Source organism: Pseudofrankia sp. DC12, from assembly GCF_000966285.1.
GTDB lineage: Bacteria > Actinomycetota > Actinomycetes > Frankiales > Frankiaceae > Pseudofrankia.
On the sequence record NZ_KQ031391.1, the window covers coordinates 389,137 to 415,435 of the forward strand.

Consider the following 26,299-nt stretch of genomic DNA (forward strand, 5'->3'; position numbering starts at 1 on the left):
GGCCGGCGGCGCGCCGTCCGCCGGCCCGTCGACGCTGACGGCGGTCGTGACTCAGTCCTTGGCCGCGCGGAAGCCGGCGTCGAGGTCGGCGAGAATGTCGTCGATGTGCTCGATCCCGACCGAGAGGCGGATCAGGTCCGGGGTGACGCCGGTGGCCGCCTGCTCGGCCTCGGTGAGCTGGGAGTGCGTCGTCGTCGCCGGGTGGATGATCAGCGAGCGGACGTCGCCGACGTTGGCCAGGTGGCTGAACAGCTCGACGCCGTCGACGAACCTACGGCCGGCCGGCGCGCCGCCGCGGATGCCGAAGGAGAGGATCGAGCCCGCGCCGCGCGGGAGCACCCGCTGGGCCCGGTCGTACCACCTGGACGACGGCAGCCCCGGGTAGTTCACCCAGCTGACCTCGTCGCGCGCCTGCAGCCACTCGGCCACCTTCTGCGCGTTCGCGACGTGCCGCTCGATCCGCAGTGAGAGCGTCTCCAGGCCCTGGATCAGCAGGAACGAGTTGAACGGCGAGATCGCGGCGCCGATGTCGCGCAGCAGCTGGACGCGCGCCTTGGCGATGTAGGAGCCGTGGCCGAGGGCGTCCCAGTAGACCAGGCCGTGGTAGCTCGGGTCCGGGGTGGTGAAGTTCGCGAACCGCCCGGAGGCGCCGAAGTCGAAGCTGCCGCCGTCGACGATGACGCCGCCGATCGCGGTGCCGTGGCCGCCGATGAACTTCGTCGCGGAGTGGACGACGATGTCGGCGCCGTGCTCCAGCGGGCGGTACAGGTACGGCGTGGTCAGCGTGTTGTCGACAACCACGGGGATGCCGTGGCGGTGCGCGACCTCGGCGATCCCCTCGGTGTCGAGCACGTCGCCCTTCGGGTTGCCGACGCTCTCCCCGTAGAAGGCCTTCGTGTTCGGCTGGATGGCCGCCTCCCAGGCGGCCAGGTCGTCCGGGTCCTCGACGAAGGAGACCGCGACGCCCAGCTTCGGCAGCGTGTAGTGGAACAGGTTGTAGGTGCCGCCGTAGAGGCTGGCCGAGGCAACGAGGTGGTCGCCGCTCTCGGCCAGGTTGAGGATCGCCAGCGTCTCGGCCGCCTGCCCGGAGGCCACCGCGAGCGCCCCGACGCCGCCTTCGAGCGCGGCGATCCGCTGCTCGAGGACGTCCTGCGTCGGGTTCATGATCCGGGTGTAGATGTTGCCCGGCTCGCCGAGCGCGAACAGGGCCGCCGCGTGGTCGGTGTCCCGGAAGACGTAGCTCGTCGTCTGGTAGATCGGGACCGCGCGGGCGCCGGTGGTCGGGTCCGGCTGAGCACCGGCGTGGATCTGGCGGGTCTCGAACGACCAGCTGTCGGCGACCATCTGCGGGTCCTCTCCGGGGTTTCTGGATGCGGCATTCCGACCGTACCGATGAACAAAATGGTCAACAAGAGTGCCGTCACGTTGCCGACATGGCGTCGCCGCAGTTCCGTAACAGTCGCGACGGATGCCACACAGGTCGGGTAAGACGTACGCGTGGTCAGCTCCGCCGCGTCACAGCCCGCGGCCCCGACGGCGCAGCCGAGTCCCGGCAGCCTGTTCGCGGCCATCCGGACGACCCTGCCGGCGCTGATCCCCAGCGAGCGTCGGGGCGCGGAGGTGTGCCTGCGGCGCGCGGACGAGGTCGCCGACTGGTCGGCGGCGCAGCTCGCGACGGCGGCCGAGGTGTCGGCGGCGACGGTCGTGCGCGCGTGCCAGTCGATGGGGTTCCGCGGCTTCCAGCAGCTGCGGGTGGCGTTCGCCCGGGAGGCCGGCGCGTACCTGCGCGACGGGCGAGCCGCCGGGGCCGGGGCTCGCATCGCGCTGCGCGAGCCGCGGGCCGGCGACCCGCCGGACCAGATCGTCGACACCGTCTTCGAGCTCGGGCAGGCCGTACTCACGGACTCGCTGACCGCGCTCGACCAGGCCCAGGTCGCGCTGGCCGTGGACCTGCTCGACGGCGCGCGCCGGCTGCTGGTCGTCGGCAATGGCGGCTCGGCCCCGGTCGCGCAGGACACGGCGCTGCGGTTCCTCTCGGTCAGCCGGTCGGTCGAGGCTCCCGCGGACGCGCAGACCCAGCAGCTGGCCGCCGCCGGCCTGTCCGCGGCCGACATCTGCCTCCTGATCACCGGCAGCGGCGTGAACGAGCTGACGTTCCGGGTGGCCACGATCGCGCGGGAGCCGGGCGCGTCGATCGTCCTGCCGACCAGCTACGCCGCCGGGCCGGTCGCCGCCACCGGCCTGGACACCGCGGCGGGTGCCGACCGCGTGCTGCGGCTGGCCGGCTCGCTCAACCTGCGCGACGTGGGCGACTACCGGGCTGCCGACGGCCGCCGGGTCCGGCGCCGGACCCTGCTGCGCTCCGCCGCGATGCACGGCCTCGGCGACCAGGCCCGCGCGGTGTCCGCGCCTCACCGAGGCCCTGCTGGTGACCGACAGCCCGGTCGCGGCCGGCGGCGACACCGCGGCCGACACCCAGCCCGACGACGGCCCAGCCTGACGACGACACCCGCCCGACCCATCACCCGGAGCTCTCCGTGCGCTTTCTGACCGACCCTCCGACCCCGACGCACACCGTCATCCAGCTCTCCGACACCCACATCGTGCCCGATGGCGAGCTGTACCACGGCGTGCTCGACACCCTCGGCAACGTCGCGGCCGCGTTCGACCAGATCGAGCAGTCCGGCGTCGACGTGGCGGCGCTGGTGCTGTCCGGCGACCTCGCCGACGCCGGCGACCTGGCCTCCTACCAGCGGCTGCGTGCCTACGTGGAGCAGCGGGCCGGCGCGCTCGGCCTGCCAGTGCTGTACATGATGGGCAACCACGACAGCCGCGGCCCGTTCCGGGAGGGCCTGCTCGGCGCCGAGCCGACGACCGAGCCCTACGACTACGTGTTCTGGTCCGGCGACCTGCGGATCATCGCGCTCGACTCGACCGAGCCCGGCGAGGTCCTCGGTGTGCTCTCCGACGAGCAGCTGGCCTGGCTGGCCGCCGAGCTCGCCAGCCCGGCGCCGGCCGGCACGATCCTCGCGCTGCACCACCCGCCGGTGCCGTCGCCGATCGGCATGCTCAACACCATGGTCCTGGAGGCGCCGGAGCGCCTCGGCCAGGTGATCGCCGGCACCGACGTGAAGATCGTGCTCGCCGGGCACGCGCACCACGGCTCGGCCGGGATCCTCGGCGGCGTGCCGGTCTGGGTCGCGGGCGCGACCGCCTACGCTGCCCGCGCTCTCGGCCCGGCCGGCGGCTACGCGGGTGTCACCGGTGGCGTGTTCACCCGGATCGACGTCTACGCCGACCAGGCCGTCGCCACCGTCATCCCGACGACGGTCGGCGACTCGATCTACGAGCTGACCCCCGACATGCTGGCGAAGTACGCCGACGAGCTGGACACCGAGGCCGAGCTGAGCCACGAGGACCTCGAGAAGCTCACGAAGGCGTAGGCACCCGATGTTCATCGAGCTCGCCGCCCCGGCAGCGCTCGCCGGCGCGGGCCGGGCCGCCACCGCTGTCTCCCAGCCCGTGGCGGCCCGGCCCGCGCCGGCCCGGCGGCTGCTGGCCGCGGCCCCGCCCTATAAGGAGCACCAGATGAGCGTCCTGTCGGCCGACGCGGGCGCGGCGGACGAGGCGGGCCTCGCCGGGCCGCCGAAAGCGCGGCTGGCCTGGGCCGGCGCTGCCGGGCGGCACGCGGTGATAGTCGTGCTGAGCCTGCTCAGCATCGTCCCGATCTACTGGATGTACGCCAGCTCGCTGCGCCGGCCCGGCGACATCCTCAGCCAGAACCCGCTGCCGTGGCCGCTCTCGCTGCGCAACTACGACTACGTCCTGCACTCGCTCGAAGTCCCGGTGCTGCTCGCCAACACCCTCGTGATCGCGGCGGCGTCGACGGTCGGGCAGCTGCTGGTCTGCCTGCTCGCCGCCTACGCCTTCGCGGCCTGGGACTTCCGCGGCAAGAACGTGCTGTTCCTGCTGTTCGTCGTGACCTGGCTCGTCCCGTTCCAGGTCTGCAGGGGGCGAACTCGGTGATCCAGCTCGGCATCCAGGGATACCTCACCCAGGAGGGCAACGACCGGGGCGCGATCATGACCGCGTCCGGCCTGGCCTGCCTGCCGATCTTCGCGCTGTACGTCGTGCTGCAGCGGCAGGTGACGACGCCTTCGTCCGCTCCGGACTGCGCTGAGCCGAGCACGGTCCGGCGTCACACTCCGGCGCCTGTAGGCTCGCAGAAAGTCCTGGAAGGGCAGGATCTTCAGGGCTGGCGGCAGGCGGGGAGAGGATCGGGGCACGGTGGCTACGCTGGGCGAACCACTGATCGTCGATCAGTCGACGCTGGCGGTCCGCAGCCTCGGGCCGAGCCGGGTGACGTCGCCCCTGCTCCCCCTGCTGGGCGAACGGCCAACCACCGAGCACTACATCGACGAGGCCGACAAGGTCCTGCTCGACGACACCCTGGCCATGGTCTCGTCGCGCAACGTGCCGCTCAGCGAGCTGCCCAGCTTCGAGGCGGCCGGGCCGCGCCGGAAGATCTACTTCGACCCGGCGAAGACCCGCGTCGGAATCGTCACCTGTGGCGGCCTGTGCCCCGGTCTGAACAACGTCATCCGCGGCCTGGTGACCGAGCTCACCACGCACTATGGCGTGACCCGCATCTTCGGTTTCCGCAACGGCTACCAGGGGTTCATCGCGCGGTACGGCCACGACGTCGTCGACCTGACGGCGGAGCGGGTCGCGACGATCGGCGAGGACGGCGGCACGATTCTCGGCACCTCCCGGGGCCAGCAGGACCCGGAGGAGATCGTCGACTGCCTGTCCCGCATGAACATCAGCATCCTGTTCGTCATCGGCGGTGACGGGACGCTGCGCGGCGCCGGTGAGATCGCACGGGTCGCCACCGAGCGCGGTGAGAAGATCGCGGTGGTCGGGATTCCGAAGACCATCGACAACGACATCCCCTTCATCGACCAGAGCTTCGGTTTCCAGACCGCGTTCGCGAAGGCGAGCGAGTCCATCGCCGCGGCGCACGCGGAGGCCACGTCCGCGCCCGGCGGTCTCGGTCTCGTCCGGCTGATGGGCCGGCACTCCGGGTTCATCGCGTGCTACGCCTCGCTGGCCAAGTCCGACGCGGACGTGGTGCTCATCCCCGAGGTGCCGTTCGCGCTCGAGGGCGAGAACGGGCTGCTGCGCTACCTGCGCCGCCGGATCGAAGAGACCGGCCACGCAGTGGTCGTCGCCGCCGAAGGTGCCGGCCAGGAGCTGTTCGCCGCGCACGGCAACGGCCTCGGGCCCGGCACCGACGCCTCCGGGAACCGGCGTCTGTCCGACGTGGGCCAGTTCCTCAGCGGCCGCATCGTCGACTATTTCACCGACGTCGGCGTCGAGATCAACCTGAAGTACATCGACCCGAGCTACGTCATCCGCAGCGTGCCGGCCAACCCGTACGACAGCGTCTACTGCATCCGGCTGGCGCACGCCGCCGTGCACGCGGCGATGGCGGGTCGCACCGAGATGGTCGTGGGCCGCTGGCGGCGCCGGTTCATCCACATCCCGATCCCGCTGGCGATCAGCCACCGCAACCAGGTCGACCCGTCCGGCGACCTGTGGATGTCGGTCCTGGAAGCCACCGGCCAGCCGGCCCGCTTCCAGTAGGCCGAGCTCTCAGTAGGAGGACAGAGGAGCCATGCTCCAGATCGACATCTGGTCGGACGTCGCCTGCCCGTTCTGCTACATCGGGAAGCGCTCCTTCGAGGGCGCCCTGGCGACCTTCGAGCATGCCGACGAGGTCGAGGTCCGCTGGCACAGCTTCGAGCTGGACCCGCACGCGCCCACCGTCCCGGCGAGTGGGATCTACGAGCTGCTCGCGGCGAAGTACGGCGTCACCAGGGAGCAGGCCGTCGCGATGAACGAGCGGGTCGCCGGGATGGCCGCGGCCGTCGGCCTGACCCTGGACTTCGACGCGATCAAGCCGACGAGCACCTTCGCCGCGCACCGCGTCCTGCAGTACGCGGCCACCGAAGACCTCCAGGCCGCGGCCGCCGAGGAGCTGTTCGCCGCCTACTTCACCAGGGGCGCGAACCTCGCCGACCCGGACGAGCTCGCCGACACCGTGGCCGTCCTCGGCCTGGACCGCGGGCGGCTGCGCGCCGTCGCGGCGGGCGACGAGTTCGCCGCGCAGGTCCGCGCCGACGAGGCGCGCGCGGCCGAGCTGGGTGTCACCGGCGTCCCGTACTTCCTGGTCCAGTCCCGCTACGCCCTGTCCGGCGCGCAGCCCCCCGAGACCTTCGCGGCGGCCCTCGACAGGGCTTGGAACCTCGTCACCGCGGACGTCGCCGCCTCCTGAGGCACCGCCCCTCCCCGCCGCCGCGCCATCACCTCGCGCCCGCCTCGGCCCGCCGAGGGCGGCGTCAGCGGGTGGTCGCGACGGTGGTGCCGGTGGAGCGCACGACGATGCGGATGCGGTCGGCGCGGAAGAGGTCATGGGAGTACTCGAACGGCTGGCCGGCGAGGTCTCGGGTGGTCCGGTCGAGGGCGAGCAGCGGGGCACCCGCGGCCGAGCGCAGCAGCGCCGCCTCCTCGTCACCCGCGAGCACCACCTCGATCTGTTCCACCGCCTCGCCGGGGCGGATGCCGTACTCCTCGGCGAACAGCTCGTAGAGGGAGCCCCCGAGCGGAAGGTTGAACAGCCCCGGGAAGCGGCGGGCCGGGAAGCAGGCGTTCTCCAGCGAGATCGGGCCGCCGTCGGCGAGACGTAGCCGGACGATCCGGGCGACCGGGTCGCCGTGCTCCAGTTCGAGCGCCTTCGCGACCACCTCGTCGGCCGGCTCCAGCGCCGCGCTGACGACCTGCGAGCCCGCGGTGAACCCCTGGGTGCGCAGCAGCTCCGGCACGCCGACGATCCTGGTGAGGTCCCGCTCGACCTTGCGGGGGGCGACGAACGTGCCGCCGCCCCGGCCGCGGACCCGCAGCACGACGCCTTCGCGCTCCAGCGCCGTGAGCGCCTGGCGCAGCGTCTCGCGGCTCACGCCGAGCGACGCGGCGAGGTCCCGCTCGCCGCCGAGGCGCTCACCGGGCCGATGGGCGCCGTCCGTGACCAGTTGGCGCAGCCGTCGGCGCACGTCAGCCGCCGTCGGCCCCAGCAGGGCCCCGGCGGGGTCGAAGTCGAGCGCCATCCGTCCAGTCTGACCGACCGTGCCGGGCTGTCGGGCCTGGTGAGCCGGCCCACCCGGAATATCCGCGCGATCGGCGCGGCCTGGCGGGACGATGGCCGGGGCCGCCACCGCCGGCGCCGTCAGATCTCGTCCAGCGCGGCCGGGGACTCGGGCAGGATCTGCCCGCCGTCGACGACGATCGACTGGCCGGTGATGTAGGCGGCCTCGTCGGTGGCGAGGAACAGGGCCGCGTTGCCGATGTCCTCGACGTCGCCGAGCCGGCGCATCGGGATGACGGCCTCGGTCGAGCGCAGGTAGTCCTCGCCCTGCTCGCTGAGCCCCTCGGTGAGGATGTTGCCGGGCAGGATGGCGTTGACGGTGATCCGGTGTGGTGCGAGCTCGATCGCCGCGGTCCGCATGTAGCCGAGCATCGCGGCCTTGGACGCGCCGTAGTGGGCCCAGCCCGGGTAGCCGGTGAACGGGCCGGTGATCGACGAGGTCAGGATCACCCGGCCGTGTCCGGAGGCCTTCAGCGCCGGCAGGAACGCCTGGACGGTGAGCAGTGCGCCCTTCACGTTGACGCCGAGGACAAGGTCGATGTCGGCCTCGGTCATGGCGTCGAGCGACGCGGCTGGGAAGATCCCGGCGTTCGCGCAGACGACGTCGCAGCCGCCTTGGCGGGCGAGCACCTCCTCGGCCAGCCGGGCGGTGTCCGCCGCCGACGCGACGTCCCCGGCGACGTAGGACACGGTGCCGCCGGCCTTGCCGAGCTCCAGGGCGGCGGCCTCGGCGACGGCCGGGTCCCGGCCGGTGATCACCACGTTGGCGCCGGCGGCGGCGAACACCCGGGCGATGCCCTTGCCGATCCCCCGGCTGCCGCCGGTCACGACGACGGTGCGGCCCTTGATGGGCGTGAACACTAGGCGATCCCCTCTGGCAGCAGCGTCCCGGACAGGTAGGCCTCCGCGAGCTCCAGGCTCGCCCGCGCGTGCCCGGTGACGTCGTCGACCGCGTCGGCGTGCGGGTGCGTGCCCAGCCAGGCGGTGAGCTGAAGCCGGCGTTGCAGGATGAACGTCGCGACCATGGCCAGCTCGTCGGCCCCGAGCGGGACGTGACGCCGGTAGGCGGCCAGCCACGCGGCGACGAGGTCGGGCATCGCCGGGTGGTGCTCGATGAACGACAGCGCGGCGGCCAGGTCGTACAGGTACCAGCCGAAGCCGCAGTCATCGAAGTCGATCACGGTGAGGGCGCCGCCGTCGTCGACCAGGAGGTTCGCCAGCCGCATGTCGGCGTGGATCAGGCCGTAACGGTCCGGCCGCGCGCCGAAGGCCGCCACCCGGCTCTCGACGGCGACGGCAGCCCGGGTCATCAGGTCGCGCTCGGGCGCCGGTGCGCCGTGGCGGGGCGGCAGCGCGTCGCCGCCGCCGGCCAGCGCCCAGGCCAGGCCGCTGCGCCAGTCGCCCCAGCGAGCGTGCGGGCCGATGGTCTGCGCCAGGTCCCACTCGAACCGGTCGAAGCCGGCCGGCCGGGACCAGCGGCGGGCGTGCAGCTGCATCCGGCCGGCGATGTCGCCCAGCGTGCCGAACGCGGCGACCAGGCCGGCGGCGTCGCCCGGCTCGGGCGACTGGCCGTCGACCCAGGCGAACAGCACCGCCTGCCGGTCGCCGACGCCCGGCGGCGTGACCGTCGTGACGGCCTCCCCCGCCAGGTTCGGGACCACCGGTGGGGTGAGCACGACCCCCTCGGCACGCAGCGCCGCGACCCAGGCCAGCTCGCCCCCGATCTCGGCGGGCGTGTGGTACCCGGGCCGGTTCAGCCGCAGCGCGAACCGGCGGCCGGATCCGGGGTCGTCGACCCGGTAGGTGGCGTTCTCGGAGAGGTTCAGCAACGCGGCCTCGGGACGGGCACCGACGTCGTAGGCCGCGAGGACCTCAGGGAGCAGCGCTTCGAGCGCGTGCAGCTCGCCGGTGACGACGTCGTCCGCGGCCGTCCGGCCCGCCGGCCCGGCCGCGGTCACCGGGCGCCCGGCCACGGGCGGGAGCCTTCGAGCGGCGCCGGCCGGGCACCGGGGTCGGAACGGTCTGGGGCGAGCTCGACGCCGGAGCGGGCGTCCCCGGCGGCGAGCCGGACGGCGGTGGCGGTACGGTCGAGCAGGTCGGCGGCCAGCTCGTCGGTGACCAGCAGGCCAGGCTTGTACTGGAGCACCCGCGGGTCCAGCGCCGAGAACATCGCCCAGACCCCGTGCTCGTAGAGGCGGCGGGAGACGAGCCGGGCGCCCTGCGGGTGGTCGAACCGCAGGCCGATGACCAGGCCGTCCTGGCGGATCTCGACCAGCCAGTCCGGGTGGTCCTTCGCGATCTGGGTGAGGCCGTCGGTGAAGGTCGTGATCAGGGCGTCGACCCGCTCCCGGGTGGCCGGGCGCTGGGTGATCTCCAGGGTGCGCAGGCCGACCACGCAGCCGAGATCGGAGCCACCGCACGTCGAGATGTGGGCGAAGCCGTCCTCCTCCAGCCAGCCGGCGGCGGCCGGGCCGAGGATGGTCGCCGAGACCGGGTAGATCCCGCCGGTCAGCCCCTTGCCGGTCACCAGGATGTCCGGGGTGACGCCGTGCTTGGTGATACACCACAGCGCGCCGGTGCGCCCGAGGCCGGACTGCACCTCGTCGGCGACGTAGAGCGTCCCGGCGGCGGCGCACATCCTCGCGACCTCGGCGAGGTAGCCGGGCTCGGGCATCACGAAGCCGGACGTGGCCGGGATCGTCTCCAGCAGCACGGCGGCGACGTCATGGCCGGCCAGCGCGGCGGCCATCGCGTCCAGGTCGTTGAACGGCACCCGGATGAACTCGTCCGGCCGGGTGGCCAGGAACCGCTCGGCGTAACGCTCGTTGCCGGCCGCGACCGCGAGGCCGGTGTGGCCGTGGAACGCGCCGAGGGCCGAGATGACCTTGCGACGGCCGGTCGCCCAGCGCGCGGACTTCAGAGCCAGGTCGACGGCCTCGCCGCCGCCGACGCCGAACACGACCTTGCCGTCGGGGATCGGCCCCGACGTGACCAGCTCCTCGGCGAGCGCCGCGCGGCCGAGCGCCGCGAAGTGGTGGTTACCGATGTCGAGGTGCTGGAGCGCGGCCGTCAGCGTCGCTACGAGCTCCGGGTTGCGATGGCCGAGGTTGTAGGTGCCTCCGTTGAGGTGCACGTCGACGAGCGTGTTTCCGGCGAGGTCGTGCAGCAGGTAGCCCGCGCGCTCGCCGATCACCAGCGGGGTGCCGGCGTCGGTCCAGAAGCGGGTCTTGCCGGGGTTCCAGTAACGCTCGCTCGTGGCGAGCACCTCGGCCTTCGGCGTCGCCAGCAGCCGGTCGACCAGGTCGTCGCGCGGAAGTTCAGGGATGGCCACGGCACGACCGTAGCGTGGGCAGGGGATCTGGTCTGGTAAAGGTACGTACCGTTTGTGTTTCGGCCACGTTGTGGCCTGTTTCGGCGTGTGAAATGGTCTGCCCCCACCTTGTGGCCGGGTAGCCGGAGGGGCCACGATCGCCCGAACACGCGCCAGCCGCCCGAGCGGTCGCGCACAGCGGGAGGTAGCCACAGGTGAGCGTTCAAAGCGAGGCCGCTCCTCAGGTAGCGGACGGCACCACGCAGGTGCAGCGCCTGCGGCCGGGAGCCGTCGGTCTCCTGGGAGTTCTCTTCATGGTGCTGGCGAACGCCGCACCGATCACGGCCATGACCGGCAACCTGCCGATCGTCGTCGGTTACGGCAACGGCACCCACGGGCCGGCGTCGTTCCTGGTCGCGACCATCGTGCTGACGATCTTCTCCGTCGGCTACGTCGCGATGGCCAAGCACATCACCGCCACCGGCGCGTTCTACGGCTTCATCTCGCACGGCCTCGGCCAGGCGGTCGGCATGGCGTCCGGCTTCCTCGCGACGATGGCGTACGTCGTGTTCGAGGCCTCGCTGGTCGGCATCTTCGCGTCGTTCGCGAAGACCACGATGGAGACCGTGTTCCACACCGGGTCGATCTCCTGGATCTGGTACGCCCTGATCGCGGTCGCGGTCGCCGCGGCGCTCGGCTACTTCAACGTGTCGATCTCCGGGACGGTCCTCGCGGTCTTCCTGACCATCGAGGTCCTGCTGCTGCTGATGATGAGCTTCGGTGTGCTGTTCACCGGCGGCGGCCCGGACGGGCTGATGCTCGGCTCGATCAACCCGGTCGGCGCCTTCCAGGCCGGGCCGAGCAGCAAGGACGTGACGATGGTGGCCGGCCTCGGCCTGTTCTTCGCGTTCTGGTCGTGGGTCGGCTTCGAGACCACGGCCGTCTACGGCGAGGAGTCGAAGAACCCGAAGAAGATCGTCCCCCGGGCGACGCTGATCGCCGTCATCGGCCTCGGCGTGCTGTACACGTTCGTGTCCTGGATGGCGGTCGCCTACGCGGGCAAGACCGGCGCCGTGGACGTCTCCCAGAAGGACGCCTTCTCGCTGTTCTACGCGCCGACCAAGGACATGCTCGGTGGCTTCTTCCTGAATGTGTACAAGGTCATGACCTGCACCGGGTCGTTCGCCTGCGCGCTGGCGTTCCACAACGCGGCGTCCCGCTACCTGTACGCGCTCGGGCGTGAGGGCCTGTCCGACGGGCTCGGCAAGACGCTCGGCGCCTCGCACAAGAAGCACGGCTCGCCGCACATCTCCTCGGTCGTGCAGTCGGTCATCACCCTGGCCATCGTCCTGCTGTTCTTCTGGCTGCAGAAGCCGACCGACGCGGCACCGGACGTCGCGTACACCCAGCTCTACGGCCTGATGGCGATCCTCGGCACGATGGCGATCCTGATCGTGCAGTCGATCTCGTCGATAGCCGTCGTGGGCTACTTCCACGTGCGCAAGATGCACCCGGAGACGGCCCGCTGGTACCGGACGCTGCTGCCACCGATCCTGGGCGCGGCCGGCATGGTCTACGTCGTCTACCTGCTGTTCCAGAACCTGGAGTTCGCCGCCGGCGCCGCGTCGGGCAGCCCGGTCTTCAAGGCGACGCCGTGGATCGTGATCGGCTTCTTCGTCCTGGGTCTGGCGGTCGCGATCTGCATCAGGCTGGCGAACCCCGCCAAGTACGCGACCATCGGCCGGATCGTGATGGAGGAGAGCCGCGAACGGTCACTGGAGGTGGGCGCCGCGGCCCCCGCGGGCGCCATCCCCGCCCAGCCCACCGGCGAGGCGACCGCCTAACCCGTCCGGCCGGTCCGGCGCCCCGTCCTATCCCGCGGCGGGCGCCGGCCCGGCCCGGCAATGCCGACGGACCGGCCGCAGCTCCGGCGGCAGGGCTTGGTCGCCGTTTTGGCCCTCCAGCGGATCCTGCTGGCCAATTACACGCAGCTACGACTCGGCCGGGACTGGCCGCCGATCAGGAGGCGAGCGGTCGCTTTGGCGTCCGTTATGCGGCGTATGTCTGGGCGCCTCTTCTAGATCACCGAGGCTCTCCCGAATTAGCCAGCAGGATCCCAGCGGCCGTCAGCCGGGCCCGGCTACGGCCATCAGAAATCAGAGGGCCGAAACAACGATCAACGCCCGGGCGGCCCGGCCCTGGGACAGGGCGCCCGACGGATTTGTACCAGGTTCACCATCAGCCCGACGAAGGGGAGCGGCCATGACATTCCGGGCGACGGTGCGGGGCACCGGGTACGTCTTTCCCGACCTCGCGACCCTGCTGGCGAAGGCGAACGAGGAGAAGTCCGGCGACCAGCTCGCCGGGCTCGCGGCGAGCACCGCCACCGAGCGGGTCGCGGCGAAGCTCGCGCTCGCGGACGTCCGGCTGGCCGACATTCTCGCCACTCCCCTGCTCGACGACGCCGTCACCGAGCTGATCGCGGCGTCGCACGACGCCGCGACCTTCACGCACTCGGGGCTCGCGAGCCTCACGGTCGGAGAGTTCCGGGAACTGATCCTCTCCCCCGGCTTCCCCGCGCTCTGGGCCGAGCGCGGGCTGGCGAACGCGATCACCCCGGAGCTGGCCGCGGCCGTCGCGAAGGTGATGAGCGACAAGGATCTGATCACCGGCGCGAGACCGCTGCGGACCGTCACACGGTGCCGCAACACCATGGGCGGGGCCGGTGTGCTGGGCGTCCGGGTCCAGCCGAACCACCCCACCGACGACGTGGAGGGCATTCTTCTCTCCGCCCTCGACGGAATCCTCTATGGCTGCGGCGACGCGGTTCTCGGGGTCAACCCGGTCACCGAGTCCGTCGCGGGAATCGGCGCCGTGCTACACGGTCTGCAGGGGCTCATTCGCCGGTTCTCGCTGCCGACCCAGACCTGCGTGCTCGCGCACATTACGACCCAGCTCGCAGCCCTCGCGGCCGGCGCACCCGTCGACCTGCTGTTCCAGTCGATCGCCGGGACCGAGGCGGCGAACAGGTCGTTCGGAATCAGCCTGGAGATGCTCGCCGAGGGCCGCGCGGCGGTCCTCGCGCATCACCGGGCCCGGCCGGGTGAGTTCATCGGCGAGAACGTCATGTACTTCGAGACCGGCCAGGGCTCGGCGTTGTCGGCGGACGCGCACGGCGGCCTCGACCAGCTGACCGTCGAGGCCCGCGCGCACGGTGTCGCCCGGGTCTACGAGCCGTTCCTGGTGAACTCGGTGGTCGGCTTCATCGGACCGGAGTACCTGGCGGACGCGCGCCAGATCACCCGGGCCGGCCTGGAGGACCATTTCGTCGGCAAGCTGCTCGGCCTGCCGATGGGCATCGACGTCTGCTACACCAACCACGTCGACGCCGACCAGAACACCAACGACGACCTGCTGGTGCTGCTCGTGGCCGCCGGCTGCAACTTCGTCATGGGTGTTCCGGGAGCGGACGACGTCATGCTCAGCTACCAGTCGACCAGCTACCACGACGCCTCGGGAATGCGTGACCTGTTCGGTCTCTCGCCCACCCCCGAGTACGGCGCCTGGCTGGAGGAACGCGGGCTGATGCGCGCGGGCCGGCTCGACGAGCCCGACCCCGACGTCGCCGCCGGGCTCCTCGCCGGCCTCGACGCGGCGGTCGCGGCCGTGCCCTCGTCCGCCCGCGCCGCGCTGACGAGCAGCCAGTGACCGGCCCGGAGGCCGTCAGCGAGACGGCACCGACGGAGGAGGCCGGCGCGCCAACGGTCTCCTCTGGTTCCACCGGCGACCTGGCTGTCAGCCCGGCAAGGACCGCGCTGGAGCAACGGGTCCGGGCCGTCACTCCCGCGCGGCTGTTCCTCGGCCGGTCGGGCACGTCCTACCGCACGTCCGACCAGCTCGCGCTGCGCGCGGACCACGCGGCGGCCCAGGACGCCGTCCACGCCGCCCTCGACCTGGACACCGGCCCGCTGGCGCCGTTGGTCGACAGTCTCGGCCTGTTCACCGTCGACTCGGCCGCCGGCGATCGCGCCACCTACCTGCGCCGCCCCGATCTAGGCCGGACCCTGTCCGCCGAGGCGCGCGACGAGGTGACCCGCCGGTGCCCGCCGGGCGCCGACCTGCAGGTCGTCATCGGCGACGGCCTGTCCGTCGCCGCCGTCGACGCCCAGGTCCCGGCCCTGCTGCCCGCGCTGTTCGACGCCGCCCGCGAGGCCGGCTGGAGCGTCGGCCAGGTCTTCGCCGTCCGCAACGCCCGCGTCGGGCTTCTCAACCAGATCGGCGAGCTGCTCGACCCCGGCGTGGTCGTCCTGCTCATCGGCGAACGCCCCGGCCTCGTCACCGCTCAGAGCCTGAGCGCCTACCTGGCCTGGCGCCCCCGCGCCGGCCACACCGACGCCGACCGCAACCTCATCTCCAACATCCACCCGCGCGGCGTCGAGGCCCCGTCAGCCGTCGCCCGCATCCTCGCCCTCGCCACCGCCGTGCGCACCGCGGGCACCTCAGGCGTCCTCATCAAGGAAGGCCAAGGCCCGGCCGCGCTAAGCACCTAGCACAGGCCCTCGCGGCGGCTAGTCGCCGCGGTAAAGCCGTGGCAGGTCGACCAGTTGGATGGTGGAATCCTGCGCGGCCGCCGCGCGGAGTTCATCGGTGAAGCCGGCACCTCCGAAAAGGAAGAGGCGGACCGGACCCCCGCCGACGCGGCGGGCCCCGGCGCCCCCGGGCGCGGTGAGCAGGTCGCGGATGTGGGCGAGGCGGGTGAGTTGCCGCATGTCCAGGACGTCGCTCCATTTCGCCTCGCCGATCCCGAGCAGCACATCCGGAGCCGGGCCATCGCTGGCGCCTGCCGTCGGCTCGCCGAAGACGGCCACGTCGACCTGGTGGGACGTTCGGGCGGCCGGGTCGTTGACCTGGCCGGCGGCCACGCGGCGGGAAAAGCCACCGAGCGTCTCCGGGGAGGCGTGCCAGCGGGTCCATTCGCGGCACAGGTCCTCGAAATGCGGTCCCATGACCTTGCTGAGAAAGGTGGGCCGGACCCGGCGCCAGATCTGGGCCGCGCGGCCGGGGCGTTCCAGGTCGCCCCAGCTCGGACGGATCACAGCGTGGTAGAAGGTCACCAGCGGCTCGGCGATCCGGTAGGCGGCGCGGTTGTTGCGGAACGCGTCCTCCTCTCGCCGGATCAGCCCGACGTCCTCGAGCACGGTGAGCGGATGGGCGAGATCCGTCGACTTGCGGCCCAGGTAGTCGGCGATACCGCCGCGGCTGGCGTTGCCGGCCGCGATCGCGGCCAGGACCGAGTGGTAGAGACCCACGTCCCGCAGTTCGGGCTCCTCGGCCAGCAGGTAACGACCCTCGCGGAACAACGGCCGGCCGGGGTTGAGGACGGCGCGGACAATCCACGAGTCGATGTCGTCGAGGCCTGAGGGCGTGTCGCCGAGGCTGAACTCGCGACGGTAGGCCGGGGTCCCACCGACCACGGCATGCGTCAACGCCGCAGCCCGTGGGTCGTCGATCTCCCAGAACTCGGCCGCCAGCCGGTAGTCCAGGGTCGGCACGACCAGTTCCAAGCCGGCCCGGCCTCGCAGTGGCGCCGTGCCGGACAGAAGCCTTCCCATGAAGGAAAGGACCGAGCCACAGAGCAGCAGCCGGACGGGCGTGTTCCCGGCCCGCGCGCCCGGATCCAACTCCCGCTGAATGATCGAAGGCAGTGCGGGCGAGGCCTGGGCCAGGAACGGAAACTCGTCCAGGACGACCGTGCGCGGTCCGGTCGCGGCGATCACCATCAGCCGACCGATCGCCTCGTCCCAGGACTCGAACCGGAACGGTGTCGGCTCGCCCAGGTGCTGGCCGAGCGCCGCGCCGAACTGGCGCAGCGAGTCTCCCGCGGTCGTCTCCGTCGCGGTGAACATGAAGCCGCCCGTGGCCCTGGCGACCGCGTCCAGCAGGAACGTCTTGCCCTGCCGCCGCCGTCCCGAGACGACGCCCAAGGTCGGCTCTGCGCCGTCATAGCCGACGAACCGGGCCAGTTCGGCCCACTCGAAGCCCCGGTCGAACATCTCCGCCGGCCTGTCCACCGACCACCCCTCCCATGTATAACCGAGCTTATTATAGCTCCAGTTATATATCTCGCGGCGGGGGAGGCGCGCCCAGGATGTGGACGGCGCGGGAGTATCGCCGGACCGGTCCCGGTTTGGGGCCGTGGTGTACTGTCGCCACACCGCAGAGGCTGGGCATGGCAGGTAGTCGGGGGACCGGCCGCCCGGGGCGAGGCGGGCACGTCCCGGTCGGGCGTGAAAGCGGTTTGAGTTCTCCTGCGGTGGGATCCTGGAAAACTCTGCCTTCTCGCGGAGGTCTCGGGTGGCCGAACTGCGCGTCGACGTTGCGCATTCCGCGCGGATATACGACTACGTCTTGGACGGCAAGACGAACTATCCGCCGGACCGAGAAGCCGCCGAGCTTCTCATGGCCGCTTCCCGAACACCCGGGCCGCGGCGCGGCAGAACCGGGCGTTCCTGCATCGGGCCAGCCGCTTCCTAGCCGAGCAGAAGGGCATCGACCAGTTCCTCGGCATCGGCATGGGAATCCCGACGTCCGAACCTGCACGAGGTCGTCCAGGCCATCCGGCCGGCGTCGCGCGTCGTCTACGTGGACAATGACCCAATCGTCCTCGCGCACGCTCGCGCCCTGCTGACCAGCTCGGCCCAGGGCCAGACCGCCTACCTCGACGCGGATCTGAACCGGCCGGCGGACATCCTGACCAGCCCGGTGCTGAGCGGCACGCTGGATCTGTCCCGCCCGGTCGCGCTGTCACTTCTCGCGGTTCTGGATTTCCTGCCCGACGCGGCCCACCCGGGCGCTCTCATCGAGCGACTCATGGCGGAACTGCCGACCGGCAGTTACCTGGTGATCAGCCACGCCACCGATGACCGTTCGACCCCGGATGCCACCCAGCGCCTCGTCGACCTCTACGGCAAACAGCAGATATCGATCCAGATGCGCAGCCGTGACGAGGTCGCGGCGCAGGTCCCGGCCGGAATGGAGCTCATCGAGCCGGGAATCACCTTCCTGCACCGCTGGCACCCGGACTCCGACGCCGACCAGTACGCCGACGACGACGCTCCCCTGTACGCAGGCCGGCACAGACACGCGCTTCGCACACCGCGGAAGCGGCTTCAGTCCGACGCCGTTTGCGCACATACACCGCGCCAGAACGCTGACCAGCGTCAGTCGACCGGCGCCGGGGTCGCGGTAACCAGCTCGAAGGCGCGCCACATGGCGGCGTAGCGGCCGGCCGCGGCGAGGAGCTCGTCGTGGGTGCCGGTCTCGGCGATACGCCCGCCGTCCAGCACGACGATGCGGTCGGCGCCACGGGCGGTCTGCAGGCGGTGGGCGATGAGGATCGTGGTGCGCGCCCGGGAGATCCGCTGCATGGCCGCCGTCACCCTCGCCTCGGTGGCCAGGTCGAGGTTGGAGGTCGCCTCGTCGAGCAGCAGGACGGCCGGGTCGACGAGCTCGGCCCGAGCCAGGGCGATCAGCTGGCGCTGGCCGGCCGACAGGGACCGGCCGCGCTCGGCGACCTCGTGCAGGTAGCCCCCGGCCAGCGTCGCGATGAACTCGTGGGCGCCGACGGCCCGCGCCGCGGCCTCGACCTCGGCATCGGCCGCGGACGGCCGGCCGTAGGCGATGTTGTCCCGGATGGTCCCGGTGAACAGGAACGCCTCCTGCGGCACGTAGCCGAGCTGTTGGCGGAACGCCGGCAGGTCCAGCCCGCGCAGGTCCTGGCCGTCGACCCGGACCGATCCGGCGTCGGGGTCGTAGAACCGGGCGAGCAATTTCATGACCGTCGACTTGCCCGCGCCTGTCTCGCCGACCAGCGCGACCGTCTCACCGGCGCGGACCCGCAGGTCGACGCCGCGCAGCGCCTCCGGTGGCCGGGCCGCCCGGGCCGCCGCGGCGGCGGCCATCGTCCTCGCGTCCTTGCCGGCGGCCAGTGCCTCGGTCCAGCCACGCTGGCCGAGCCCGGCGGACACGGCGGCCGACGCGGTCGAGACCGCGCCGGTCGGGTAGGCGAACCGGACGTCGTCGAGCGTCAGCTCGCCGCGCAGCCGGGCCGGGACGACCGGGTCGGGGGCCGGCGGGGTGAGCGTGCGCAGCCGCATCAGCTCGGCGATCCGGCTGACCGACACCCGCGTCTGCTGCCAGGCGTCGAACACCTGGGACAGCTGCTGGATCGGGGAGAAGAACATGTTGATGTAGAGCAGGAACGCGATGAGGCCGCCGGCGGTGAGGTTCCCGTGCGCGATCAGGGCCGAGCCGACGCCGAGCACGATCGCGTCGGCGACCGCCGACAGGAACTGCACGAACGGGAAGTAGGTCGCGACGATGCGCTGCGCGGCGACCCGGGAATCCAGGTACGCCCGGCCGAGGCCGTGGAAGTGCGCGGTGGTGCGGGCCTCGTGCACGAACGCCTGCGCCTCGCGGACCCCGGAGACGGACTCCTGGAAGTCGGCGTTGACGATCGCGATCCGTTCCCGGGACAGGTCGTACAGCTTCGCCGCCCGGCTGCGGAACGGGATCGTCGCGACGACGAGCGGGATCACCACCGTCAGCGTGAGCAGGCCCAGCTCCAGGTTCATCACCACCAGCGCGACCCCGACGCCGACGAAGGTCACGAGCGCGACCAGCGCGGCCAGCAGGCCGGTCTCGATGAGCGCCTCGAACTGGTCGACGTCGGTCGTCATCCGGGTCATGATCCGGCCGGACATCTCGCGCTCGTAATAGTCCAGCGAAAGCCGTTGCAGCTGGGCGAAGATACGGATGCGCAGCGAGAGCATGATGCGCTCCGCGGCCCGGCCGGTCACGAACGTCTCGCCGATCTGGTTCGCCCAGTCAAAGACCGTCAGGGCCAGGAAGAGTGCCGAGACGACCCACACCGCGGCCATCGAGCCTTCGGTGACGCCCCGGTCGACGCCGATCTTCACCAGCGTGGGCCCGGCGAGGCCCGCGACCGCGTCGAGGACGACGAAGAGCAGGCCGAGCAGCATCGGCCGGCGGAACCGGATCAGCAGCCGGCGCAGGCTGAAGTCCGGCTCGGGGCCGCCCTCGGCGGCGAGGTCGACGGCCGCGACGTCACCGATCGGCGGCAGCGCGTCGACCCGGGCGAGCAGCTCCGGGGTGGGCGCGAGGTTCAGCCGCCAGGCACCCCCGGCCGAGCCGCGGGCGGCACCGCCGCCGAGGCCCGCGCCGAGCCCGCCGCCGGCGAGCAGCTGGGCCCGTCTGCCGGATGGAGTCGTCGCGGCGGCCCGGCCGGCGGACTGCTGGGCCTTTGCCGCGTCCCAGGCGTCGGCCGTCGTCGTGATCGCGGCAGTTCCGGAGATCGCCGCGAAGGCCTCGACGCTGTCGCCGAGCTGGGCGGCCAGCGCCGGGTCGAGGCCGGAGAGCAGCTCCCGGTAGAGGGAGCTGCGCTCGGACAGCTCGTCGTGGGTGCCCTGGTCGACGACCCGGCCCTGGTCGAGGACGACGACCCGGTCGGCCAGGTGCAGCGTGGAGACCCGGTGCGCGACCAGCAGCGTGGTGCGGCCGGGCAGCAGGTCACGCAGGGCGTCGTGGATGACCGCCTCGGTCCGGGCGTCGACGGCGCTGGTCGCGTCGTCGAGCACGAGGATCCGCGGGTCGGCGAGGATCGCCCTGGCGAGCGCGACCCGCTGGCGCTGCCCGCCGGACAGCGACAGGCCGCGTTCCCCGACGACGGTGTCGTAGCCGAGTGGAAGGCCGACGATGAAGTCGTGCGCGCCGGCGGCGCGGGCCGCCGCCTCGACCTGCTCCTGGGTTACACCCTGATCCTGCGTGACGCCGTCGCCGGCCCGGCCGTAAGCGATGTTGGCGCGGACCGTGTCGGAGAACAGGAAGCTCTCCTCGAACGCGAACCCGACCTGGCGGCGCAGCGACGCGAGCCGCACGTCACGCAGGTCGTGGCCGTCGACGGTCACCCGGCCCGCGTCCGGGTCGTGGAACCGGCCGAGGAACGCGGCCACCGTCGACTTGCCGCTGCCGCTCGGACCGATGATCGCGACCCGCTCACCGGCGCCGATCCGCAGGTCGAGGCCGCGCAGCACCGGCGGGCCATCCGGGTAGGCGTACTCGACGTTCTCGAAGACGATCTCGCCGCGGATCTCGCCGAGCTCCACCGCATCCGGCCGGTCGGCGATCGAGGGCGGCAGCTCGAGCAGCTGGAAGATCCGCTCGACGCTGGCGCGGGCCTGCTGGCCCATCGTCAGCACGCCGGCGAGCTGCCGGGCCGGCGAGGTGAACTGGGCTACGTAGGTGGAGAACGCAAGGAACGTGCCGATCGTGATCGACCCGCGGACCGCCATCCACCCGCCGAGAGCGAGGATCGCGACCTGGGCGAGCGCCGGGACCGCCTCCAGCAGGGGCCCGTACCGGGACTTCATCCGGACCGCGCGCATCCGCGAGCCGTAGAGCGTCCCGGTCGCGGCGGCGAGCCGGCGCAGCTCCCGGTCCTCCTGGCCGAAGGCCTTCACCACCCGGACGCCGTTGACGTCCTCGTCGACGATCTGCGCGACGTCGCCCTCGCGCTGCTGGGCGTCCCAGCTCGCGGGGAACACCCGGGTCCGCAGCCGGTAGGAGACGGCGACCAGCGCCGGCGCGACGACCAGGCCGACGACGGCGAGGCCGGGGGCCAGGATGAACATGACGACCAGCGAGCCGAGCATCATCAGCAGGTTGCCGGACAGCAGCGGCAGGAACATCAGCAGGCCCTGGACCAGCGCCGAGTCCGAGTTCGCGCGGGCGACCAGCTGGCCGGTGGGCATCCGGCTCAGGTTGTCCTGGTCCATCGTCAGCAGATGGTCATGCATGGCGTTGCGCAGGTCGTACTGGACGGCGAGGGCCGCCTTGCCGCCGTAGTAGCGCCGCAGGTGCGCGAAGCCGAAGCTCGCGAGCGCGATGCCGAGCAGGAGCAGCAGCCAGGGCCACAGCGGCGCGCTCCGCGCGACGACCACCTTGTCGACGATCTGCCGCGCCACCAGCGGGACGAAGGCCTGCGACCCGCTGCCGAACACCGACCCGACCAGGGCCAGCACGACGGCGCCCTTGTGCCGCAGCAGACAGCCCCACAGCCGCCGGATCCACCCCGGCCCGCTCGGCGGCTCCGCCTGCGCCGCGGGAGCCGTGGCCTGCGGCCGGGCCGCCGCGCCGGTGTTCGGGGCGTCCCCAGGGTTCGTGGTCATCGGCACTCCGTAGTCCAGGCTCGCTGTCTTTCAGTCCCGCTGCGGTCCAAGCTTGCTGTGGCTCAGGCGCGCCGCCCGAGTCCCCTGGCGGCGGCGCGGTCGGCGAGATAGCCGTCGACGGCACCGTCGAGCGCCCGCAGGGCGGCGAGGACGGCGGCTGGTTCGGCGGTCCGGGCGGCAAGCTCGCCGAGGCGGTCGAGCATCGCCCGTTCCGCCGCGTCGAGGACGGCCCGGCCGTCGTCGGTGAGCCGCAGGGTGGCGGCTCGCTGGTCGTCGTCGACGGCGGCGCGGGTCAGCAGGCCGCGCCGGCGCAGCGACTCGACGGTCGCGCTGATGGTCGGCTTGCCGAGCGCGAGCCGGGCCGCGATCCGCGACGCCCGCTCGTCGCCGGCCGCGACGGAGGCCAGCACCCGGTATTGCGCCAGGCTCAGCTCCCCCGACGCCCGCTCCAGGACCCGCGCCGCGCCCACCAGCGCGCGCACGGCCCCCACCGACACGGCCCCGGCACGCACGGCCCCCACGGCCCCCACAGGCGGCTCGACCGGGACAGACCTCTCCATGCCCCGACGGTACCAAATTAGTTCGGGTAACGAACCATATTGACCCGACGCGGACCGGTCAGCGGATGCCTGCCAGGACCGGGCCCGCGCTGGCGCGGGAACCCCGCGCCAGCGGCTGGGGACGGCCGGTCAGTCGTTCTGGTCGCCGAGCTTCTCGACGAAGTCCTGGGCCTTGTCGACGCCGGTGTCGATGTGGTCGCTGTATTTGCCGCCGGTCCGGTCGTCGACGAGGTCACCGGCCTTCTCCAGCCCGCCCTTGATCGCGTCAGCGTGGTCGCCGGCCAGGTCCTCGGCCTTGTCCTTGAGATCGCCAAGATTCTTCAGGTTGTCGAACATGCGTAAGCCTCTCTCCGTGCGGCTCCGAACGCGGCAAAAGTGAGCCTATGGAAGCGGGGCGGGTCTGCTGGCCGATCCAGCGTCTGATCAGCTGGTTCCCGGCGTCCCCGCCGGCACGAAAGGGCGTACGCACACCGGCTGGCCGTCGTCAGGCGCCGAGGAGGACGGCGAGGGCCCGGCCGGCGGCGCCGGTATCGGCGGTGACCCCGGCGAGCACCTCGACGCGGTACTCCAGGCGCGGCTCGGCCACCGGGACGGCGGCCAGGTCGGCGCGCCCCGCGACCGTCCAGGCCGGCAGCAGGACGAGGCCGGCGCCGGCGGCGACGAGCGCCGCGAGGCCGGCGAGGTCCGTGCCCGCGTAGACGGCGCAGTGCGGCAGCCGTTCGGTGCCAACAGCACGACGGACGTCCACCGCCGGCGCCGCCGCCGCGGGCGCGTCCAGCCAACGGGCGTCTGCGAGGTCGGCGAGCCGCAGTCCAGGGCGGCGGGCGAGCGGATGGTCGGCCGGCAGGATGACGCTGACCGGGTCGGTGACGATCTCCACCGCCCGCAGCGGGCCGACGTCCGGCAGCCGCAGCGGGTCGCCCGGCGTGGCGAGCCCGACGGCCAGGCCCAGCTCGCAGGCGCCGCGCGCCACGTCGATCGCGACCGTCTCCAGGCCGGCCACCGTGATCGTGACGTCCAGCCGCGGCAGCGCGCCCATCGCCGCGCCGAACGCGGCCGCGAGCCGGGGCAGCGCCAGCGGGCAGGCGGCGACCCGCAGCTGGTCGGGCGGCCCGCCGGCCGCGCGCAGCACGTCGGCGCGGGCGGCGGACGCCCGCAGCAGCAGCGGCTCGGCGTGTTCGAGCAGCCGCGCACCAGCGGCGGTCGTCGCGACCGGACGCCGAGTCAGCACCGCCACCCCGCCCAGCGACGCCTCCAGCGCGGCGATCTGCTGGGACACCGCGCTCTGGGTGTAGCCGAGCTCCCGGGCCGCCGCCGAGAACGAGCCGGAGCGGGCGACCGCGGTGAAGGTCCGAAGCAGCACCAGGTCCACCGGGCCAGTGTCACCGACATCAGGACCGCTTATCGAGGGACCAGTGATAATCGTTGGACCTGAACCAGCCGGCTGCCCAGCATCAAGGCATGGCCTCCTCGACCACCAGCCCTTCCGCCGCCGCCACTCCCGTCTCCGCCACCGCCCGGGTCGCGCTCGTCGGCGACCGGTCCGCCGACATTGCCGCCCACGGGCGGGTCCCGGCGATCCTGCGCCAGCTGCGCGACCGCGACGGCCTCGTCCTCGACGCCTACTGGGTGCCCACCCCGGACGCCGCGCAGCCGGGCATGCTCGACGGCTTCGACGCGGTCTGGCTGCTGCCCGGCAGCCCCTACGTCGAGCAGGCCGGAGCCGTCGAGGCGGCCCGGCACGCGCGCACCGGGCGGGTGCCGTTCCTCGGCACCTGCGGCGGCTTCCAGCACGCGGTCGTCGAGTACGCCCGCAACGTCTGCGGCCTCACGGACGCCGGGCACGCCGAGGTCGAGCCGGAGGCCGCGGACCACGTCGTCGTGCCGCTGGAGTGCTCGCTGAAGGGGCACGAGGCAGCGGTGCGGATCGAGCGCGGCTCGCTGGCCGAGTGGGTGTTCGGCGTCGAGCGGACCGTCGAGCGCTACCACTGCTCCTACGGCGTATCGGCCGGGCATCTGGACCGGCTGCGGGCGGCCGGGCTGCGGTTCAGCGGCGTGGACGAGGCGGGCGGCGCGCGAGTGCTGGAGCTCGCCGACCACCCCTTCTTCCTGGCCACGCTGTTCCAGCCCGAGCTGGCCTCGGACCGGCCGCGGGTCCACCCGGTGATCCGGGCCTTCGCGACGGCCGCGATCTCTCAGGCCGCCCGGCGGCGGACCGCGAAGCACGCCGCCCTGTCGGACCTGGTCGCCTGACCGGACCGGGCCAGGCCTGGCTCGCGGGCTCCGGCGCCCGCGCGGCGCACCGCGGCATGGCAGGCCCGGTATCCCCGGTAGGTGTCAACAAGCGACGGAACGAAACCGGATCGCCAAACTCCGCGCTTAGTGTCGCCGCACGGCAGGGTCGGCCACGACCGACCTCCGAGACGGCGGGAGGCCGGTGCACCGATGAGTGACCTGATGGACGCCGCTGGTCCGCCCGGTGAGTTCCTGGTCCGCGGCGCCTACGTGCTGACGATGGCCGGCCTACCGGACCCGGGTGTGCGTGACCGGACGCCGGGAGTCCGGCTCGACGGCGTGGTGGCGGACGGCGCGGTGCACGTCCACGACGGCGCGATCGTCTCGGTCGGGCCGTTCGCCGAGCTGGCCGCGGGCCTTCCCGGCGTCCCGGTGCACGGCGACGGGACGGGGATCGTGCTGCCCGGGCTGGTCAGTACGCACACCCACCTGTCCGAGGCGCTCGCCACCGGGATGGGCAGCGAGCTGTCCCTCTTCGAGTGGGGGGCGGAGATCGTCGGGCCGCTCGGCACCGTCCTCACCCGCGAGGACGCGGCCGAGGGCACGGCGCTGCGGGCCGTCGAGATGCTGCTGTCCGGGGTCACGACCGTCAACGACATGTTCTGCCACGCCAACATCGGCTCGCGGGCGAGCCTCGGCGTGGTCGACGGCATGGTGCGTGCCGGGATGCGTGGCGTCGTGTCGTACGGAGCCGAGGACGCGATGGCGCCCGGCATCGAGGACCCGGCGCGGGCCATCGAGATCATCGAGGACGTCGTCGCCGAGCAGCGGGCGCTCGCCGCGGCGGTGGACGACGCGCCGCTGCTGGGCTTCCGATACGGCATCGGCACGCTGCTCGGCCAGTCCGACCCGCTGCTGGAGCGGGGGGTGGCACTGTGCCGCGAGCACGGCTGGGCGGTGCACACCCATCTCGCCGAGGTGCGCGAGGAGGTGACGATGGCCCGACTGCGCTGGGGCCACCGCACCGTCGAGCACGCGCGCCGGCTCGGCTACCTGGAACGGCCGCTGATCGCCGGGCACTGCGTCTGGCTGACCGAGGCCGACGTCGCGCTGCTCGCCGCCCACGGGGTCGCCGTCGCGCACAACCCGGTGGCGAACATGATCCTCGGCTCCGGGGTCTGCCCGGTGCCGCGGCTGCGGTCCGCGGGCATCGCGGTCGGCATCGGGACCGACGGGGCCGCGTCGAACGACAGCCAGGACATGCTGCAGGCCGTCAAGGCCGCGGCGCTGCTGCAGAAGGTGCACCATCAGGACGCGCTGGTCATCGACGCCCTCGACGTGCTGGCGATGGCGACGATCGACGGCGCCCGCGCGCTCGGCCTCGACCAGCTGGTCGGCAGCCTGGCGCCGGGCAAGCGGGCCGATCTGGTGCTGCTCCAGGACACCGTCGACGTGGCCATGCTGCACGACCCGATCGGCCAGGTCGTCTACGGAGCGTCGCCGCGCTCCGTGCGGGACGTCTGGGTCGACGGGCGTCAGGTTGTCGTCGGCCACAGCTGCGTCACCGTCGACGAGCGGGCCCAGATCGCGCGGTGCCGCCCGCTCGCGGCCCGGCTCGCCGCCGCGGCCGGGCTCGTCGAGGCCGGGCACGCCGCCGCGAGTCCGGCCGTCGCCACGCTGGCCGGGGCGGGCCGGTAGGCAGTGGAGTGTTCCCGGGAATGCGGAACGCCCCCACACCGTCAGG

Annotated in this window: 20 protein-coding genes and 1 pseudogene; 11 read left to right on the top strand and 10 right to left on the bottom strand. The window is 72.7% G+C overall.

What is annotated here, in order from left to right; genetic code table 11:
• Window positions 1–51 precede the first annotated feature (51 nt).
• Window positions 52–1,344, bottom strand: coding sequence for a bifunctional o-acetylhomoserine/o-acetylserine sulfhydrylase (locus FRADC12_RS01560; protein ID WP_045875265.1), 1,293 nt, complete (start codon window positions 1,342–1,344; stop codon window positions 52–54).
• Between the two features lie 153 nt (window positions 1,345–1,497).
• Between FRADC12_RS01560 and FRADC12_RS01565 the strand changes: the two genes are divergently transcribed.
• The 5 genes from FRADC12_RS01565 (at window position 1,498) to FRADC12_RS01585 (ending at window position 6,337) form a co-directional block, all read left to right on the top strand.
• Complete coding sequence (locus FRADC12_RS01565) at window positions 1,498–2,550, top strand: MurR/RpiR family transcriptional regulator (protein WP_198152752.1); 1,053 nt, start codon at window positions 1,498–1,500, stop codon at window positions 2,548–2,550.
• Window positions 2,538–3,443 (top strand): metallophosphoesterase, encoded by a 906-nt coding sequence (locus tag FRADC12_RS01570; protein WP_045875266.1) that lies wholly within the window; start codon window positions 2,538–2,540, stop codon window positions 3,441–3,443. Before FRADC12_RS01565 ends, FRADC12_RS01570 begins: the two co-directional genes overlap by 13 nt.
• A 7-nt stretch (window positions 3,444–3,450) precedes the next feature.
• A complete protein-coding gene (locus FRADC12_RS01575) occupies window positions 3,451–4,026 on the top strand; it encodes an ABC transporter permease family protein (protein WP_052710631.1) in 576 nt (191 codons plus the stop codon).
• Between the two features lie 270 nt (window positions 4,027–4,296).
• A complete protein-coding gene (locus tag FRADC12_RS01580) occupies window positions 4,297–5,646 on the top strand; it encodes an ATP-dependent 6-phosphofructokinase (RefSeq protein WP_045878934.1) in 1,350 nt (449 codons plus the stop codon).
• A 31-nt stretch (window positions 5,647–5,677) separates the two neighbouring features.
• The gene (locus tag FRADC12_RS01585) at window positions 5,678–6,337 is read left to right on the top strand and encodes a DsbA family oxidoreductase (protein ID WP_045875267.1); all 660 of its coding nucleotides are present in this window, start codon (window positions 5,678–5,680) and stop codon (window positions 6,335–6,337) included.
• Window positions 6,338–6,401: 64 nt separating this feature from the next.
• Here FRADC12_RS01585 and FRADC12_RS01590 read toward each other — a convergent pair whose 3' ends face one another.
• The 4 genes from FRADC12_RS01590 to FRADC12_RS01605 all read right to left on the bottom strand — a co-directional run bounded on the left by FRADC12_RS01590 (window position 6,402) and on the right by FRADC12_RS01605 (window position 10,535).
• A complete protein-coding gene (locus FRADC12_RS01590) occupies window positions 6,402–7,166 on the bottom strand; it encodes a GntR family transcriptional regulator (protein ID WP_045875268.1) in 765 nt (254 codons plus the stop codon).
• Window positions 7,167–7,285: 119 nt separating this feature from the next.
• Window positions 7,286–8,065, bottom strand: a complete 780-nt coding sequence (fabG, locus tag FRADC12_RS01595) for a 3-oxoacyl-ACP reductase FabG (RefSeq protein WP_045875269.1) — start codon at window positions 8,063–8,065, stop codon at window positions 7,286–7,288.
• Window positions 8,065–9,162 (bottom strand): phosphotransferase, encoded by a 1,098-nt coding sequence (locus tag FRADC12_RS01600; protein ID WP_084011249.1) that lies wholly within the window; start codon window positions 9,160–9,162, stop codon window positions 8,065–8,067. The genes fabG and FRADC12_RS01600 overlap by 1 nt, the downstream gene beginning before the upstream one ends.
• Window positions 9,159–10,535 (bottom strand): aminotransferase class III-fold pyridoxal phosphate-dependent enzyme, encoded by a 1,377-nt coding sequence (locus tag FRADC12_RS01605; protein WP_157488664.1) that lies wholly within the window; start codon window positions 10,533–10,535, stop codon window positions 9,159–9,161. The genes FRADC12_RS01600 and FRADC12_RS01605 overlap by 4 nt, the downstream gene beginning before the upstream one ends.
• A 194-nt stretch (window positions 10,536–10,729) precedes the next feature.
• Here FRADC12_RS01605 and FRADC12_RS01610 point away from each other — a divergent pair, with 194 nt between their 5' ends.
• The 3 genes from FRADC12_RS01610 (at window position 10,730) to eutC (ending at window position 15,064) form a co-directional block, all read left to right on the top strand.
• Window positions 10,730–12,358, top strand: coding sequence for an APC family permease (locus tag FRADC12_RS01610; protein ID WP_045875270.1), 1,629 nt, complete (start codon window positions 10,730–10,732; stop codon window positions 12,356–12,358).
• A gap of 418 nt (window positions 12,359–12,776) precedes the next feature.
• On the top strand, window positions 12,777–14,222 hold the full coding sequence (eutB, locus tag FRADC12_RS01615) for an ethanolamine ammonia-lyase subunit EutB (protein WP_045875271.1): 1,446 nt from the start codon (window positions 12,777–12,779) through the stop codon (window positions 14,220–14,222).
• On the top strand, window positions 14,219–15,064 hold the full coding sequence (eutC, locus tag FRADC12_RS01620; protein ID WP_084010387.1) for an ethanolamine ammonia-lyase subunit EutC: 846 nt from the start codon (window positions 14,219–14,221) through the stop codon (window positions 15,062–15,064). Before eutB ends, eutC begins: the two co-directional genes overlap by 4 nt.
• 18 nt (window positions 15,065–15,082) lie before the next feature.
• Here eutC and FRADC12_RS01625 read toward each other — a convergent pair whose 3' ends face one another.
• Window positions 15,083–16,585, bottom strand: coding sequence for an AAA family ATPase (locus tag FRADC12_RS01625; protein ID WP_045875272.1), 1,503 nt, complete (start codon window positions 16,583–16,585; stop codon window positions 15,083–15,085).
• A 324-nt stretch (window positions 16,586–16,909) separates the two neighbouring features.
• On the opposite strand from FRADC12_RS01625, the pseudogene FRADC12_RS01630 reads away from it, so the two are divergent.
• Window positions 16,910–17,795: pseudogene (locus FRADC12_RS01630) on the top strand (SAM-dependent methyltransferase).
• Here the strand turns inward: FRADC12_RS01630 and FRADC12_RS01635 are convergent.
• From FRADC12_RS01635 to FRADC12_RS01650, 4 genes are all read right to left on the bottom strand, one after another.
• Window positions 17,735–21,760, bottom strand: a complete 4,026-nt coding sequence (locus tag FRADC12_RS01635; protein WP_045878938.1) for an ABC transporter ATP-binding protein — start codon at window positions 21,758–21,760, stop codon at window positions 17,735–17,737. The pseudogene FRADC12_RS01630 and the gene FRADC12_RS01635 overlap by 61 nt on opposite strands.
• A gap of 62 nt (window positions 21,761–21,822) precedes the next feature.
• Window positions 21,823–22,242: a MarR family winged helix-turn-helix transcriptional regulator gene (locus tag FRADC12_RS01640; protein WP_232303544.1), complete on the bottom strand. Its 420-nt coding sequence runs from the start codon at window positions 22,240–22,242 to the stop codon at window positions 21,823–21,825.
• Window positions 22,243–22,449: 207 nt separating this feature from the next.
• A complete protein-coding gene (locus FRADC12_RS01645) occupies window positions 22,450–22,656 on the bottom strand; it encodes an antitoxin (protein WP_045875273.1) in 207 nt (68 codons plus the stop codon).
• Between the two features lie 148 nt (window positions 22,657–22,804).
• Window positions 22,805–23,692 carry a LysR family transcriptional regulator gene (locus FRADC12_RS01650; protein ID WP_045875274.1) on the bottom strand — a complete coding sequence of 296 codons (888 nt, stop codon included), beginning with the start codon at window positions 23,690–23,692 and terminating at the stop codon, window positions 22,805–22,807.
• Between the two features lie 89 nt (window positions 23,693–23,781).
• On the opposite strand from FRADC12_RS01650, the gene FRADC12_RS01655 reads away from it, so the two are divergent.
• Window positions 23,782–24,573 carry a CTP synthase C-terminal region-related (seleno)protein gene (locus FRADC12_RS01655; protein WP_045875275.1) on the top strand — a complete coding sequence of 264 codons (792 nt, stop codon included), beginning with the start codon at window positions 23,782–23,784 and terminating at the stop codon, window positions 24,571–24,573.
• Window positions 24,574–24,765: 192 nt separating this feature from the next.
• Window positions 24,766–26,253, top strand: coding sequence for an amidohydrolase family protein (locus FRADC12_RS01660; protein ID WP_045875276.1), 1,488 nt, complete (start codon window positions 24,766–24,768; stop codon window positions 26,251–26,253).
• Window positions 26,254–26,299: the final 46 nt, after the last annotated feature.